10 protein-coding genes are annotated in these 15,763 nt (G+C 64.2%); 8 read left to right on the forward strand and 2 right to left on the reverse strand.

The window, feature by feature from the left end; genetic code table 11:
* Nucleotides 1–8: 8 nt before the first annotated feature.
* Nucleotides 9–2,153: a TonB-dependent siderophore receptor gene (locus V3C40_RS05430; RefSeq protein WP_331776784.1), complete on the reverse strand. Its 2,145-nt coding sequence runs from the start codon at nucleotides 2,151–2,153 to the stop codon at nucleotides 9–11.
* Between the two features lie 247 nt (nucleotides 2,154–2,400).
* Between V3C40_RS05430 and V3C40_RS05435 the strand changes: the two genes are divergently transcribed.
* Both V3C40_RS05435 and V3C40_RS05440 read left to right on the forward strand, forming a co-directional pair.
* A complete protein-coding gene (locus V3C40_RS05435; RefSeq protein ID WP_331776785.1) occupies nucleotides 2,401–5,886 on the forward strand; it encodes a DUF748 domain-containing protein in 3,486 nt (1,161 codons plus the stop codon).
* Nucleotides 5,887–5,921: 35 nt separating this feature from the next.
* A complete protein-coding gene (locus V3C40_RS05440; protein ID WP_331776786.1) occupies nucleotides 5,922–7,013 on the forward strand; it encodes a hypothetical protein in 1,092 nt (363 codons plus the stop codon).
* 64 nt (nucleotides 7,014–7,077) lie between these two features.
* Here V3C40_RS05440 and V3C40_RS05445 read toward each other — a convergent pair whose 3' ends face one another.
* The gene (locus V3C40_RS05445) at nucleotides 7,078–9,528 is read right to left on the reverse strand and encodes a membrane-bound PQQ-dependent dehydrogenase, glucose/quinate/shikimate family (protein ID WP_331776787.1); all 2,451 of its coding nucleotides are present in this window, start codon (nucleotides 9,526–9,528) and stop codon (nucleotides 7,078–7,080) included.
* Between the two features lie 309 nt (nucleotides 9,529–9,837).
* Between V3C40_RS05445 and V3C40_RS05450 the strand changes: the two genes are divergently transcribed.
* The 6 genes from V3C40_RS05450 to V3C40_RS05475 all read left to right on the forward strand — a co-directional run bounded on the left by V3C40_RS05450 (nucleotide 9,838) and on the right by V3C40_RS05475 (nucleotide 15,745).
* On the forward strand, nucleotides 9,838–11,517 hold the full coding sequence (locus tag V3C40_RS05450) for a methyl-accepting chemotaxis protein (RefSeq protein WP_331776788.1): 1,680 nt from the start codon (nucleotides 9,838–9,840) through the stop codon (nucleotides 11,515–11,517).
* A gap of 49 nt (nucleotides 11,518–11,566) precedes the next feature.
* The gene (locus V3C40_RS05455; RefSeq protein WP_139248285.1) at nucleotides 11,567–12,211 is read left to right on the forward strand and encodes a hypothetical protein; all 645 of its coding nucleotides are present in this window, start codon (nucleotides 11,567–11,569) and stop codon (nucleotides 12,209–12,211) included.
* A complete protein-coding gene (locus tag V3C40_RS05460) occupies nucleotides 12,208–13,122 on the forward strand; it encodes an HDOD domain-containing protein (RefSeq protein ID WP_331776789.1) in 915 nt (304 codons plus the stop codon). The genes V3C40_RS05455 and V3C40_RS05460 overlap by 4 nt, the downstream gene beginning before the upstream one ends.
* Nucleotides 13,123–13,195: 73 nt before the next feature.
* The gene (locus V3C40_RS05465) at nucleotides 13,196–13,822 is read left to right on the forward strand and encodes a response regulator (protein WP_070306043.1); all 627 of its coding nucleotides are present in this window, start codon (nucleotides 13,196–13,198) and stop codon (nucleotides 13,820–13,822) included.
* Between the two features lie 34 nt (nucleotides 13,823–13,856).
* On the forward strand, nucleotides 13,857–14,219 hold the full coding sequence (locus tag V3C40_RS05470; RefSeq protein WP_331776790.1) for an Hpt domain-containing protein: 363 nt from the start codon (nucleotides 13,857–13,859) through the stop codon (nucleotides 14,217–14,219).
* Nucleotides 14,216–15,745: a response regulator gene (locus V3C40_RS05475; RefSeq protein ID WP_331776791.1), complete on the forward strand. Its 1,530-nt coding sequence runs from the start codon at nucleotides 14,216–14,218 to the stop codon at nucleotides 15,743–15,745. The genes V3C40_RS05470 and V3C40_RS05475 overlap by 4 nt, the downstream gene beginning before the upstream one ends.
* The last annotated feature ends 18 nt before the right edge of the window (nucleotides 15,746–15,763 follow it).

Genomic DNA, 15,763 nt, shown 5'->3' on the forward strand with positions numbered 1-15,763 from the left:
GTCAAGCCTTATAGATCCACCTTCATCGACAGCTTGATGGCGCGCGGCGCACCGGATGCCAGGCGCGTGCCGGCGCCGGCCCAGTAGCGCTTGTCGGCCGCATTTTCCACGTTCAACTGCCACACGACGGCCTTGTCCATCACGCGGCTCGCATAGCGGGCGCCCGCGCTGAACAGGCTGACGCCGCCGAGGAAAGCCTGGTTCAAATCGTTGACGGGACGGGCGCTGTAGTAATACGCGCCGCCGTTGACGGACAGGCCCGGCACGGCGTCAAACGCGTAGACGAGGAAGGCGCTGGCCGTGCGTTTCGACGCGTTTTCCGGCGCCTTGCCGTTGTAGTCCGCGTTGATGTGCGCAAACTTGGGGTCAAGGAACTGGGCCGACGTCTGCCACGACAACTGCCGCGTCAGCTTGCCCTGGGTCGACAGTTCCAGGCCACGGTAGCGCTGTTCGCCGTCCGACGTGAACACATTGCTGGCATTCGTGTAGTAGCCGGGGCGCGTGATGTCGAACAGCGCCGCAGACAGCAAGGTGCCGCCAGGTGTCAGCCAGCGCGCGCCCAGTTCCTTTTGTTTACTCACGCCAGGCGCCATCTTGATGCCCTGGTTGACCGTGCCCGTCGGGCCCGTTTCGCCCTCTTCCAGCCCCCGCGCCGTGGAGGCGTAGAACGACAGCTCGGGCGTGGCCTTGTAGATCAAGGAGGCCATCGGCGTCGTCTTGCTGACATCGTAGTGGCTGGCGCCCTGGTCGCTTTGATAGCTGCTGCGGCGCACGCCGATGACGCTTTGCCATTGCGGGCTGAACACCATGCGATCGAGCGCATACAAGCCCGTGTCGCGCGTGTCGAGCCCGGCCGTCGTCGGCGCCGTCGGCTTGGGACCGAACACGACAGTCGTCACGGGCACTGGGTTGTACAGGTTTTGCGAGGCGATCGTGTAATTGCTCTGGTAAATCGGATCTTGCGATTTGTCCGTGCGCGACGCGCCTAGGGTCAGTTCGTGGGCGATGAAACCCGTCTTGAAATTGCCGGCCAGTTCCGCGCGCAGCAAGTCCGACGTCATTACGCTGTGCTGGATATTGCCCGTGATGCGGCCCGCGCCCGTGGCCAGCGCGGCTGCGTTGTTCAGGCGGAAGATCGCCAGGCGGCGGTCGCGCGCCGTTTCCGCGTGGCCCGCCTCCACCGTCAAAGCCCAGCCATCGGCGATGGCGTAGTCGGCGCGCAATTGCGCGTTTTTCGTTTGCGCTTCGAAATTCGACCAGTCGGGGCCGATCAGCTTGCGCGGATCGACGGCGCGCGGCAAGCTGATCACGCCTTTCACGGCCGCGGGCAAGGCCACGCCCGCCTGCTCCGTCACCCTGCGGCGCTCGTACTCGAGGTCGGCTTTCAGCAACAATTTGTTCGTGACTCTCCAGTCCAGCGCCGTGGAAAGGAAGCGGCGGTTGCCATTGCCGACATCATCCAGGTAAGAACCGAGGGTGCCGCCAGCGGCATTGATGCGCACGCCGAATTCCTGCTGCGCGCCAAAACGGCGGGCCACGTCGACATTCGCCACGGCACTGCCACGGTCGTCGACGCTCAAACCCATGCTGGTAACGGGCTGACTGCCGGCCCGCTTGGTGACAAAATTGACGACGCCGGCCGGCGACGTAAAACCGTAGTACAGGGCCGAGGCGCCCTTCAGCACTTCCACCCGCTCCTTGTTTTCCATGGGCACTTGCGAGAAGTTCATGATGGGCAGGGAACCGTTGAGGCGATAATTCGTGCGGTTTTCCACCCCGATGCCGCGTATCACCAGCTGATCCCACGTCTCTCCCCCGTTTTGCTGGCGCGTCACGCCGGCTGTATTGCGCACGGCGTCGTACAGGCCGGACACGGCTTGCTGCTCCAGCAATTCGCGCGTGATCACGTTGACGGTCGACGGCACGTCCATGATGCTGGCGCCACGGAAACTGCCCGCCTCCGTGGTCAGCGGCACCAGCCCTTGCGCGCGGGCGCCCGTCACCTGCACGGCTTGCATGACTTTCTCATCGCCAGCCGTCGGCTCGTCCTGGCCGCCGGCCGCATTGGCCGCCAGCGCGGCGTGGGAAGCGAAGGCCAGCGACAAGGCTGCGGCCACTGGAAGTAAACGGGTGCGGGGAGTGACAACAGGCATGGCGTCAGACTTTCAATTGGAAAATTGGGGCAAGCGGAAACTTACGGTTAGCGCACATGATACCGATAATGAGAATCATTATCAAGAAAAGGTGAGTTTGTGTGAGTTTTACAGAAGAAACTAGCTCCCTTGGGCGCCTGTTATCACTTGAACACGTTTGGATTTTGCAGACGAGGCCGCAAAGAGGCATACTGACAGTCACGGCGCGCAAGACGTGCCGCCTAACAAGATACTAAAAGGTAAGTTCGTGAACACAATCGACAACAAAAGCGTGCAGACGAAAACATTTCGCTGGAAACGCTGGCAGCGCTGGGCCCTGGGCACGGGCTGCGCCCTGGCCGCCTACAGTGCGGCCGGCTTTTGGCTGGTGCCCTACGTCATCAAAAACCAGTTACCCAAATTTGCAGAAAAAGAACTCGCGCGCCAGGCCAGCATCGCCGACGTGCGCTTCAACCCGTTTACCCTGCGCCTGGAAGTGGACAAGATCGCTTTCAAGGAAGCGGCCAGCGCAAACAATGCACCGCTGCTGTCCATCGGCGCCCTGGCCGTGCAGTTGGAATGGAAATCCATCGTGCGCCGCGCCTGGAGCCTGGCGGAAATCCGCATCACGGCGCCGCAAGCGCAGCTGACGATCACGCCGGACGGCAAGTTCAACCTGGCCGAAGTGCTGGCCACCTGGCAACGCAACCATCCGGAAAAGAGCGAAGGCGGCATGCCGCGCCTCGTCATCGCCCACTTTGCGCTGGAGCAAGGCAAAGTCGACTGGCAAGACCAGAAGGCCGGTTATGCGGACAACTTCACGCCGATCAACTTTACGCTCGATAATATCTCCACCCTGCCCGACGCCAACGGCAGCTACAGCCTCAGTGCCGATGCGGCGCGCGGCGGCAAGCTGCACTGGCGCGGCACGGCCTCGCTCAGCCCCATCCGCGGCGAAGGCGAACTGATACTGAACGACGCTTCCCTGCCCGGCCTGGCCGCGTACTTGAAAGCCTATACGCGCGCGACTGTCGCCAGCGGCAAGCTGTCGGCGCGCCTGCCCTACGCTTTTTCCTATGCGGACGGCAAGCTGGAAGCCACCGTCAAAGGCGCCGGCCTGGCCTTGCGCGACCTGGCGCTGGTACAAAGTGGCAAGAGCGACGCCTTTACGTCGCTGAACACCTTGGGCATCGCCGGCGTGAACGTGGACCTGGCGCGCCAGAGCGTTACGGTCGACAAGGTCAACCTGGTCGGCGGCAAGGTCGCCGTGCGCCGCGACAGCAAGGGCGAGATCGATGTGGCAAACCTGATGCTGCCCGGTAATCCCGCACCAGCAGCATCTGCCGCCGCCACGCCCGCCGCACCATCCATACCCGGCAAGTGGAAAGTGGATTTGAAACAGCTGGCGCTGGCCAATGTGGACGTGTCCGCCATCGATGAAACCGTTTCGCCGGCTTTGCAGCTGAGCGCCAAGCAACTGCAGCTGAGCCTGCAACTGGCCTTGCAGCAAGGTCCATCGGGCATGGCCACCGTCATCGACGGCGCACAGTTCGGCCTGGCCGACCTCACCATGCAACGGGGCGCGCAAACGCCGTTCAAGCTGGCCCAACTGGGCTTTACAGAAGGCAAGATCGACCTGGCGGCGCATACCGTGCACTTGGGGGCCGTGACAGCCAGCGGCGCGCAGATCGACCTGGCGCGCAACCGCCAGGGAGAATTTGCGATTGCGCAAAAGCTGCCCGTGTTTGCCTCCAGCAAAGCCGACGCGGGCAAGGATGCACCATCCGCGCCCTGGTCCACCAAGATAGACAAGGTGGAACTGAGCAAGTTCGACGCCCGTTTCGATGACGCGGGCACGGGCATCAAGGTCAATGTGCAGGATGCCCGTTTGTCACTGCAAGACGTCAGCAACGATATGAAACAGGCGCTGCCGTTCGAGCTGGGCGTGGGCCTGCGCGAAGGCGGCCTATTGACGGCCAATGGCAAGTTCGTGCCGGGCACGGGCGCCGTCGATGCGCAGCTGAATTTGAAACAGCTGACCCTGGCGCCCGTGCAACCGTTGCTGGCGCAGCACGTAAAACTGAAGCTGGCGGGTGGCGCAGTGTCCGGCAGCGGCCGCCTGACGACGGGCGGCGGCGCGCCGAAAGCGCCCAAGGTCCGCTATGTGGGCGGCGTCGATATTGCCGGCCTCGTGCTCAATGAAACGGATGGCAAGCGCTTTGCCTCTTGGAAAAGCGTGCGCGCCGACAAGTTGACAGCCAGCGTGGGCCCCGATTTTGTCGACATCCCCGAACTGCGTGTGGTCGAACCGAACGCTCAGCTGATCATCGAAAACGACCGCAGCCTCAACGCCCAGCGTTTGCTGGTCAAGGCGCCCGAGCCTGCCATGGCCACGGCCACTGCACCTGCGCCGGCTCCCGTTGCCTCCGCCACGCCGGCGGCCGACGCCGCCTTCCCCGTGCGCGTGCGCCGCGTGCGCCTGCAAAACGCCAAGCTGGACTTTGCCGACCTCAGCTTGCGACCCCAGTTCGCCGCCAAGATCTATGAACTCAATGGCGTCGTCACGGGCCTGTCGACGAAACGCGATGCGCGCAGCCAGATCGAACTCGATGGCCGCATCGACGAATTCGGCCTGGCCCGCGTGCGTGGCCAATTAAATCCCTTCGCCCCGACCGACAACACGGACTTGAACGTCGTCTTCAAGAATGTCGACATGGTGTCCGCCTCGCCGTACACGATGAAGTTCGCCGGCTACAAAGTGGCAGAAGGCAAGATTTCGCTGGACTTGCAATACAAGGTACGCAACCGCCAGCTCGACGGCACCAACCAGATCGTGCTCGACAAGCTGACCCTGGGCGAGCGCATCGACAGCCCGGACGCCTTGAAGCTGCCGCTGGAACTGGCGCTGGCCATCCTCAAGGATAGCGACGGGCGCATCGACCTGGGTTTGCCCGTGTCGGGCGACATGAACGACCCGCAATTCAGCTATGGCGCCCTGATCTGGAAAGCCGTGGGTAATGTGCTGACGAAAATCGTCACGGCGCCGTTCCGCGCGCTGGGCAACTTGCTCGGCATCAGTGCCGATAAGCTCGAAGCTATCGATTTCGATGCGGGCAGCGCCGTGCTGCTGCCGCCCGAGCGGGAAAAGCTCAAGCAGGTGGCGCAAATCCTCGCCAAGCGCGAACAGCTGAAGCTGGCCGTGCCTGGCCAGTACAGCGATACGGATGCGGCCGCCCTGCGCGCCCAGGCCGTGCGCCGCGCCGTCGTCGCCAAGGCCGGCATCAAGCTGGAAGCGGGCGAAGAACCGGGACCGTTGAACTTGGGCGAACGCAAGATACGGGGCGCCCTGCGCGACCTGTACGGCGAACGCTTCGGGAAGGCCGAGCTGGACAAACAGAAAAAGGCGGCGGAATCGGCCGTCCCAGCCACAGCGGCGGCAGAGACGGCATCAGCAGCCGCATCGGCTCCGGCAAAAATCCCCGTATTCCAACGTCTGGGCAAGCTGATCGAAGGCGAGCCGCAAGTGGCCGACACGGGCGCCTTCTACAAGGGCTTGCGCGAGCAGCTGGAAGCCAAGCAGCCCTTGCCCGCCGACGCCTTGAGCAAGCTGGGCACCCAGCGCAGCGCGGCGATTCTGGCCGCCCTGCAGCAGGATGGAACGCCCGCGGCCAGGGTCAGCGCCGGTGCACCGGAAAAAACGGAGGCCGCGCCGGGCAAGCTGGTGGGACTGAAACTGGGATTGGCGGCGCAATAAGCAATAAGCAATAAGATAAGGAGATTAGCTGACGCATGAAAAACCTCGACAAGGTAACGCCCTTTGCATCGTCCATTACCCAGGGCAACTTGGCTACCATGACAATATTGCTTGCTGAGATAAAAATATCAGCAAAAGACAGTATTTCATGTGGCCAAAAGACGCTGCTATCGAACTATGTGTACGAAAAAAACGGTACGTACAAGCTGGTTTATACGACTGTCGAGATCGATGGCAGTATCGACAACTACGTCGAGGATGACGGCATTTTGCCGACACTGTTCCTCAGCCCCGATCAGGAAAACTATGTCTCCGTCATTCCCTATCATCCCGATAAGGAACTGGAAATCAGCATTCCCATCTTTCACCGTGAAGATGTGGAAATGCCAAAGGGCAGCCGTCCATGTACGGGAGACTTCATTGGTACAACGGACGCATATTCGATATTTCACGATGTGCCTTTTGAGGATAACAAACCGGACAAAATCCTGGCCATCGAGTTTATCAATGGGAAACTGAAGAAGAAACACAATGTCAAGATTCCATTACCCGCAAATAACAGAATTGCCATTTGCAACAAGGTGATTCATTTGCTGGCCCATGACGGCAGCTTGCTCCTGCACCGGGAGATCGATGAAAAAGGCAACGTCACGCGCTCGAGGGAAATCGACGCGCATGATATCGATGTCTTGCAGACATTAAGCGCATCCTTCGACAAAGATTCTTATCTTCTGGCGCAAGCAAAAGATAAAATCATTATCGAAAAAATAGATTCGGATGGGACAAGCGAAATCATTGAATTGGTGGACTTTGCCGATCCACTGTTCAATACATGGCTGCCGGTCAAAATCGCTGACGACACTTTTGTCACGCGTTTCAATAGCGAGTTTGGAAACGGCTGGCTGACCACGAAAAATGATAATTTATTGGAAATATTCTATAGCAAAGGTGAGCAAGGCTACAGGAACTTGCTGACAAACGAGGTGCTGTCCATACAGCGTGACAAATTGATCATTTCCAGCATCAACAAGACGACCGAGCATGGTTATGCGGTCGTGCTCTACCCGATGGCAGGCGATATCGCGGACAATGCGGAACTCATCGTCTTGAATCGCCGCTTGCAGTAAGGTCGAACGCCTCGATGGCAGCGTATCCGCGGCATGGCCAGCCCATGCCGCGGATGCACATCGCTTACTTCGCTTTCCCCGCCTCCTTCACCGCCTCATCCGGCAACGCAAACGCCACCAGGCTATCGCCCATCTTCGTGCCGAGCGAACCATGGCCGCCGGCCATGACGACGACATATTGCTTGCCCGTCTTGTCGGAGACATAGCTCATCGGCGTGGCCTGGCCGCCGGCCGGCAGGCGGGCTTTCCATACGGTCTTGCCATTGCGCACGTCGTAGCCGCGGATGTAGTAGTCGAGCGTGCTGCTGAGGAAGGCCACGCCGCCGCCCGTGGTGCTAATGCCGCCCAGGCTGGGCACGCCCAGCGGCAAGGCGATGGGCACGGGGGCGCTGTCGCGCGTGGTGCCGTTCTTGTGCATCCACACTTTTTTCATGGTGCGCAAGTCGACGGCGGCGATATAGCCCCACGGCGGCGCCTGGCATGGGAAGCCCAGCGGCGAAAGAAAAGGCTTGATTTCGACGGCAAACGGCACGCCCGTCTGCGGCTGCAAGCCCATTTCCGAGCCCGTGCCGCCCTTCGCATTGGCTTGCGCGCGCGGCACCAGGCGTTCCAGAAAGCCCATGTAGTCGGGATTGACCAGCAGCAATTGCCGGCCCGGGTCGACGGCCGCCCCGCCCCACTCGAAGATACCGAGCGGGCCCGGCGAGATGATGGCGCCCTTGATCTTGCCTTCGGCCACCGTTTGCGGCGTGAACGGCCCTTCGTAGCGGTGCTGGCGGAAGATGATGCGGCACGCCAGCTGGTCGAATGGCGTCGTGCCCCACATATCCGTTTCGCTGATGTTTTTCTCGGGCAAGAAAGTGAGGGCCGAAAACGGCTGCGTGGGCGACAGGCGGTCGCCGGGAGCCGGGTTGTTCGTCGGCACGGGTTTCTCCGGCGCCGGCACGACCAGGCTGCCATCGCGCCGGTCGATCACATAGATGTCGCCCCGTTTCGTCGTGGCCACGACGGAGGGAACCTTGCCTTTCGGCGTGTCGATGTCGACCAGGGTGGGCTGGCCGCCGATATCCATGTCCCAGATATCGTGGTGCACGGTCTGGTAGACCCAGCGCACCTTGCCCGTCGCCAAGTCCAGCGCGACGATGGCGCTATTGTATTTCTCGCCATGGGGATTGCGGTTGCCGCCCCACGTGTCCGGCGTTTCATTGCCCATCGGGATGTACACCATGCCCAGCTTTTCATCGACGCTGGACACGCCCCAGGAATTGGGCGAATTGTTCGTGTAGGTCTTGCCATCGGCAATCGGCGCCGTGTCGTCGGGGTTCGAGGCATCCCAGTTCCACATCAGCTTGCCCGTGACGGGATCGTAGCCGCGGATCACGCCGGACGGCTCTTCCGTGGAAAAGTTGTCGGTGACGCTGGCGGCCATCACCACCACGTTTTGCGCCACGGCCGGCGGCGACGTCGGCATCAGGAAGCCCCGTTTCTTCATGCCCATGCCGTGGTACAGGCCGATCACGCCATTTTCGCCAAAGCTTTTGCAGGCTACCCCCGTGTCCGCGTTGACGGCGATCAGGGTGGCATCCATGGTGGGCGCGAGGATGCGGCGCGGGCATTCCATGCCGGCCGCCTCCGGTGCCGGGTCGCCCTTGGCGCGGCCCGCGTTGACGTCCCAGTAGGCCACGCCGCGGCAGATCATGTGCTGGTAGGTCGATGCGTCGCGGTTGATCTTCGGATCGTGGCGCCAGATCTCCTTGCCCGTGTCCGGATCGAGCGCGATGACGATGTTATGCGGCGTGCACAGGTACAGCATGCCGTTTACTTTCAGCGGCGTGACTTCGTTGGCGATCTCGCCCGGATCGTTCGGGCCCTTGAAGTCGCCCGTGTTGTACACCCATGCCTGTTTCAGCTGCGACGCGTTGGCCGGCGTGATCTGCGCGGCCGGCGCATAGCGGTCGCCATAGCCGGAACGGCCATACGCGGCCCAGTCGTTGGGCGCCACGCCGGGCGCGAAATCGCCTTGCGGTGCGGCCGCCATGTTCTCGGCCGGCACTTCGCCATGCAAGGTGTAGTAGTCCTGGAACAGCGAGAACACGCCCACGGCGGCCGTCAGTACCACGGCGGCGGCCAGCGCGCTCTTGCCCGCATCGCGCGGTTTCGCTCCAGCCGTCAATGGCGGATCGAGGCGGCGGTCGACGAAGGGCAGCAGCAGCCAGACGGCGGCGGCGAACCAGATATCTAGGCGCGGCAGCAATTGCCACCAGTCGAACTTCACTTCGATCACGGACCAGATCAGGGTGGCGAACAGCAGCAGCGCGAGAAACAGCTGGGCGCTGCGCCGCCCCTTCCACACGAGCGCGCCCGCGACGAGCATGCCGATACCGGCCACGACGTAATACCACGAACCGCCCAGGCTGACGAGCCAGGCGCCGCCGCCGGCAAGTGCCAGGCCCAGCAAGATGAAGATGACTGCGGTGATGACAAGCAAGGGTCCAGGCCGGGCAGAGGCAGTCATGATGCTCCTTTACAAGAGTCAGTCGGCGGCACGCGCCTGCGCACCGTATTTGATGGCAATCAAGGAATTCATTTTTTCACTAATCGGCAAAGCGTGCCACACGCCAGAAGGCCAGGTACACGCCGTGTGGCTTTTTATACACGGCTTGAGCGTCCAGCTCGCTATAAGCATATGTTTTCAATGAAAATCATTGAATAAATTAATTCGACAACAAATTTCTCGAATAAAACGAATTTTTATCGTAAAATGGAAAAAACACCCAAACCGAACATTTTTCTTGAATTTCACTTCATTGGAGCGGCGCCCATCATGACCATCGCTAAACGGCTGTACGCCTTGATCCTCTCCGTCGTCCTCGGGCTGGCCGCCCTCGCGGGCTTTGGCATCTACCAGATGGACCGCGTGTACACGGCGGCCAGCTATGCCACTGTCAACACGGTACCCAGTCTGCTCACCTTGAACGAGGCTTTCGTGCCGTTCGCGCAGATGCGCACGGCCGTCTGGCAGCACATGGCCAGCAAGGATGCGGCCGGACGCGCCAAGCTGGAAGCGGGCATCAGGGAAGCGCGCGCGGCGGTCGGCAAGGCGCTCGACCAGTATGAAAAAGAAGATATCACCGATGAACAGGACCGCGCGCTGCTGGCCGCCGACCGCACCGTGCTGCTGCGCTACGATGAAGTGCGCGACAAGGTGCTGGCGCTATCGAAGGCCGGTGAACTGGACGCGGCGCGCGACTTGCTGGTGCAAAACCAGCCCATCATCAAGGAACTGGTCGACGCCCTCGCCGCCCACCACCGCTACAACGCAAACCTGGCGGCCAAAGGTGCGGCCGATGGCGCCGCCGCTGCTGCCAGCGCGCGCTGGATTGCCATCGGCCTGGCCTTGGCCGTGACGGCCCTGGTGGCCAGCATGGGCCTGCTGCTGGCGCGGCGCATCGCCGCCTCGCTGGCCGGCGCCATCGGCGTGGCCCGCACCATCGCGGACGGCGACCTCAGCGTGCAGGTCCGCGCCACCTCGAACGACGAGGTGGGCCAGCTGATGCAGGCCATGGCGGACATGAGCGCGAGCCTGGTGCGCATCGTGGCCGAAGTGCGCTCCGGCACGGACAGCATCGGCACGGCCTCGGGCGAAATCGCATCCGGCAACCTGGACCTGTCGGCGCGTACGGAACAGCAAGCGGGCTCGCTGGAAGAAACCGCCTCGGCCATGGAAGAACTGACGGCAACCGTGCGGCAAAACGCGGACAATGCCCGCCAGGCCCAGCAAATGGCCATCGGCGCCTCGGACAAGGCGCAGCGGGGCGGGCAAGTGATGGGCGACGTGATACGCACGATGGAGGCGATCGACAACTCGTCGAACAAGATCGCCGACATCATCGGCGTCATCGACGGCATCGCCTTCCAGACCAATATCCTGGCCCTGAATGCGGCCGTGGAAGCGGCGCGCGCCGGGGAACAGGGACGCGGCTTTGCCGTCGTGGCCACCGAGGTGCGCAACCTGGCGCACCGTTCGGCGGCGGCCGCCAAGGAAATCAAGGTACTCATCAGCGACTCCGTGGAACAGGTGGAACAAGGCGGCAAGCTGGTCCAGCAGGCCGGCGCGGCCATGACGGAAGTGGTCGACACGGTACGCGGCGTTACCGACATCGTCAGCGAAATCTCGGCCGCCAGCGTGGAGCAAAGCACGGGCATCGAGGAAATCAACCGCGCCATCACGCAGATGGATGAAGTCACGCAGCAGAATGCGGCCCTGGTCGAAGAAGCGGCGGCGGCATCGCAATCGCTGCAGGAGCAGGCAGCCAGGCTGGCCAGCGTGGTGGGCGCCTTCAAGCTGGCACAGGGACAGGCCGGTGCGGCGCCGCGCGCGCCTGCCGCCCCGCGGCCCGCACAGCACAAGGCGACGCTCAAGCTGGTCGCCACGCGCCCCGCAGGACAAGCCAGAAAAGCGGCGCCGGCCGCCGCCGATTCGGGCGACTGGGACGTATTTTAGGTCCGCCATCACGCAGGATCACTCGCATAGAACGCACTGGAGCACTGCCATGAACACCTTCCTTGCCATTCACCCCTTTCTTCGCTGCGAAGATCTCTCCCTGATGCGCCCGGCGCTGGCGCTGGCAGGCCTGCTGTTGCTGCTGGCCGCCCTGCTCTGGCGCCGCACCCGCTGGCAGCAGGCCGACCGCACGCAGGCCGCCGGCGCGGCGCCGGCCGATCTGCATGCGCTGCTGCAAATGCGCAAAGCGGTCCCGCCGGCCAAGGCGGCTGACAGCGCACCACCATCGACAGCGCCCAAGGCACCGGACACGCCGCCATTCGACGCGGCCCGCCTGGACGCCATGTTCGGCCACGACCGGCGCCTGCAGGGCGAGATTCTGGCCCTGTTCGTGGCCGAGACACGCGACCGCCTCGCCGGCATCGCCCATGCGCTGCGCTGCGAGCGGGCTGCCCCGGCAAGAGTGCTGGCACAGGAAATTCTCGACGGCAGCCAGTCCATGGGCCTGCTCCCATTGCAGGCCCTGTCGCGCCAGGCCGTGCATGCGGGCTTTTCCAACGATATCGGCGCCCTGCACCGCCTGCATGCGGAACTGCTGATGGCGCTCGATGCGCTGTCGCAAGCCGTCACGGCCCTGCAGACGGCGGGCACGGCGCAGGCCGATGACTGCAACGGCGTAGGAAGCCGGCCATGAGCGCGCACATCGACCTGGCGTTCCTGCCCGGCGGCGCCATCCTGCCTTCGCCCGCCTGGCGGCGCCACTGGCTGGCCACCTTGTGCCAGCAGCAGGTGGCGCTCGATGAATTGGCGGAACAGCTGGGCTGCGATCCGGCCATGACCGGCAAGCTCATCGGCCTGGCGAATGCGGGCGTGCCGCCGGGCGGGCGCAGGCATGCGGCCGTCAGCGCCGCGATGCTGGCGGCCATCGGCCTGCCCGCCCTGCGCCAGGCGTGCGCCACTCCGGCCCCGCCAGCGCCCACGTGCGCGCACTTCGACGCGCAGCGCTACTGGTCGCACTCGCTGGCCATGGCGTGCGCCGCCCGTGTGGCCGGCGACGCGCTGCAGCTTGCGCCGGCCGATGAGCTGTACAGTTGCGGCTTGCTGGCCAACTGCGGCCAGCTGGCCTTGGCCACCGGGCATCCGCAGGAATATGGAGAACTGCTGGGCCAGTACGGCAATGGCGTCACGGCCCGGCTGCTGGGCGAAGAATCGCAGCGCTTCGGCCACCACCAGCTGGCCCTGTCGGCCATCCTCATGCGGGGCTGGGGCATGGCGGACATCCTGTGCGACGCCGTGCTCTGCCATGCCGCGCCGCCCGGCTTCGGACGGGCCGGGCGCATGACGGACCTGGCCTGGCTGCTGAAGCTGGCCAGCAGCTTCGCCGACCTGATACTGCGCAACGGCGCGGGGCCGCGCGAGCCCGCCCTGGCCACGGCGCGGGTACTGGGCCTGGACGCAGGCCACATGGAAACCCTGCTACGCCACAGCAATGCGGAGTGGAGCGAATGGCGCGATATCCTGGAACCGCACACCCATCCCGCCCCCTGCCGTACGCGCACGCGAGTCCGGCCAGCCGCACGCCAGGTTTTCAGTGAATTCATCTAATTCGTTGAAATTGATTTTTTGAGCCCGATTGCGTATCATTCCCATCAACTTCATCGCGACCATAAAGCCCATCATGCACACTGCAGACGTCTGCACCACCCAAAAGGCCGCCGAAATCCTCGGCATCTCGGTCACCTCAGTGCAGCAACTGGTCGAGGCCGGCGTGATCGAAGCGTGGAAGACCAAGGGCGGCCACCGGCGCATTCCCCTCGCGGCCGTCGAAGCCTACAAGGGCAATCCCGGCCAGCCGGGACAGGACCAGCGCGCGGCGCGGGCCAGCCGCCCCGCCCCATCGGGCCGCCCGCCGTCCATCCTGGTGATCGAAGACAATCCGATCGAGCGCGCGCTGTATGAAAAGCAGATCGGTTCATGGGGCTTGCAGGCGGACTTGCGCTTTTGCGAGAACGGCTATCAGGCGCTGATGGAAATCGCCCGCGACCAGCCCGACATCCTGCTGGCCGACATCGTCATGGAAGGCATCGACGGCTACGAAGTGATCCGCACCATCCTGGCCGACCCGCTGCTGGCGGACATGCACATCGCCATGCTGTCGAGCCTGACGCAGGAAGAGCTGCAGGAACGGGGCGGCGTGCCGCCAGGCGTCGTGTTCTTTGCCAAACCCGTCAATTACGACGAGCTGCGCGGCTATCTGCGCGCCTGCTGCGCCGGCCACGCGCGGCGCAACAGCCTGGCCGCCTGACCCGCCGCCGCTTTCCCTTCGCCACGGAGCCGCCATGCCAGCCTATCGCCACATCGATCCTGCCGTGCTGTTCCACGCCACCGGCCACGACCTCGAGATGTTCCGCGCCCTATCGCAGACCTACCTCGACACGTCGCCGGCCATGTTTGCGCGCGTCGAGCAGGCCGTGCGCGGCGGTGCGGCGCAAGCCATCGTGCATAGCTGCCATACCTTGCGCGGCACCGTGGCCCTGCTGGGCGCCAGCGCCCTCGTGGCGCGCCTGGCGGCACTCGAGCAGCTGGTGCGCCATCAGGGCGTGGCGGCACCGGAATGGCTGGCCGAAACGGCGGTGCTGATCGGCGCAGTGGAGCAGGAAGTACGCCGCAGCATGCGCGAATACACGGGCGCGCAGGCATGAACGCGCGCCAGGCCGTCCTGCGCCTGGTGCACCACTATCGGCCGCGCACCACGGCGGCCATCGTGGGCCTGGTACTGGTGGGCCTGCTGGCGCTGCGCATCGTCGTCTCCGGCGTGGTGCTGCACCGCGAAGCCGTCGACGACTGGAAACAGGACCTGTCCAACCTGTCGCTGCTGCTGGCGGAAAACACGGCGCAGAGCATGACGGCGGCCAGCCTGGTGCTCGACAGCGTCAGCAGCGAGATCGAAGCCGCAGCCCCCGTGGACGCGCAGGCGCTGGCCGCCGCCGTCGGCACCCCGGCCATGTACCAGATGCTGCGGCACAAGATCGGCGGCGTGCCGCAAGTGGACGTGGTATCCATCGTAGGCAGCGATGCCGGCGTGCTGGCCTTCAGCCGCGCGTTTCCCGCGCCACCCATCCGCCTCGGCGAGCGCGACTACTTCGAGTATCACCGGCGCCACCCGCACGGCGGCATGCATGTGAGCGCGCCCGTGCAAAACAAGGGCAATGGCGCCTGGACCTTCTATATCAGCCGGCGCATCAGCGGGCCGGACGGCCGTTTCCTAGGCGTGGTGCTGGTCGGCCTGTCGTGCGATTTCTTCAGCAAATTCTTTCAGAGCACCAGCATCGGCGAACACACGGCCTTTTCCCTGTACCGCAGCGACTACACGCTGCTGGCCCGCTGGCCGGCCGTGCCCGCCATGATGGGCAAGCGCAACCTGACGGGCAGCACCTACCGCCTGCTGGAACAGGGCAAGACCGATGGCGTGCTGCAGGTGGACACGCCGCGCGCGGCCGAGCAGGGCCGCCCGGTCAAGCGCCTGGCCGGCGTACGGCTGGTGCGCGACTATCCGCTGGCCGTCAACGTCACCGTGACGGACGAGGTCTACCTGGCGGGCTGGCGGCGCATGCTGCGCACCATGGGCGGTGCGGCCGTCGTCAGCCTGCTCGTGCTGGCCGGGGCCATCGCGCTGATCATGTCCCTGCTGCGGCGCCAGGAACACGAGGCGGCTCTGCCCGTGGCGCTGGCGCCTCAGACGCCGGCCGCCACATCGCCGGAGCCGGAGACAGCAGCGCCATCCGAATCCACACCCGCGCCCGCGCCTGCACCAGCGCCGGAATCCGCCCCGGAAGCGGGCGCGCGCATCCTGCTGGTCGAGGACACGGCGCTGAACCGCCAGCTCGTGTGCCTGCAGCTGGGATCACGCGGCTACAGCATCGACACGGCGGAGAACGGCGCGCTGGGCCTGCAGGCGCTGGCCGAACGGCAGTACGACCTGGTGCTGATGGATTGCATGATGCCCGTCATGGACGGCTACCAGGCGTGCGAGGCCCTGCGCGCCCGCGAAGCGGCCAGCGGCGCGGCGCGCCTGCCCGTCATCGCCCTCACGGCCGGTGTCACCGAGGACGACCGGCAGCGCTGCGTGGCGGCCGGCATGGACGACTACCTGTCCAAGCCGTTTACGGCCGCCCAGTTGCGCGACATGGTCGAGCGCTGGCTGACGCGCCAGGCGGCGACGCGCTAGCCGCCAGGGCCAGCGCTC

Source organism: Janthinobacterium sp. LS2A, from assembly GCF_036543145.1.
Lineage (GTDB): Bacteria > Pseudomonadota > Gammaproteobacteria > Burkholderiales > Burkholderiaceae_D > Janthinobacterium > Janthinobacterium aestuarii.

What these genes read in the sequence shown, in the direction of transcription:
- V3C40_RS05430 (WP_331776784.1), bottom strand. Translation starts at nt 2,153, where the DNA reads ATGCCTGTTGTCACTCCCCGCACCCGTTTACTTCCAGTGGCCGCAGCC.
- V3C40_RS05440 (WP_331776786.1), top strand. Translation starts at nt 5,922, where the DNA reads ATGAAAAACCTCGACAAGGTAACGCCCTTTGCATCGTCCATTACCCAG.
- V3C40_RS05445 (WP_331776787.1), bottom strand. Translation starts at nt 9,528, where the DNA reads ATGACTGCCTCTGCCCGGCCTGGACCCTTGCTTGTCATCACCGCAGTC.
- V3C40_RS05450 (WP_331776788.1), top strand. Translation starts at nt 9,838, where the DNA reads ATGACCATCGCTAAACGGCTGTACGCCTTGATCCTCTCCGTCGTCCTC.
- V3C40_RS05455 (WP_139248285.1), top strand. Translation starts at nt 11,567, where the DNA reads ATGAACACCTTCCTTGCCATTCACCCCTTTCTTCGCTGCGAAGATCTC.
- V3C40_RS05460 (WP_331776789.1), top strand. Translation starts at nt 12,208, where the DNA reads ATGAGCGCGCACATCGACCTGGCGTTCCTGCCCGGCGGCGCCATCCTG.
- V3C40_RS05465 (WP_070306043.1), top strand. Translation starts at nt 13,196, where the DNA reads ATGCACACTGCAGACGTCTGCACCACCCAAAAGGCCGCCGAAATCCTC.
- V3C40_RS05470 (WP_331776790.1), top strand. Translation starts at nt 13,857, where the DNA reads ATGCCAGCCTATCGCCACATCGATCCTGCCGTGCTGTTCCACGCCACC.
- V3C40_RS05475 (WP_331776791.1), top strand. Translation starts at nt 14,216, where the DNA reads ATGAACGCGCGCCAGGCCGTCCTGCGCCTGGTGCACCACTATCGGCCG.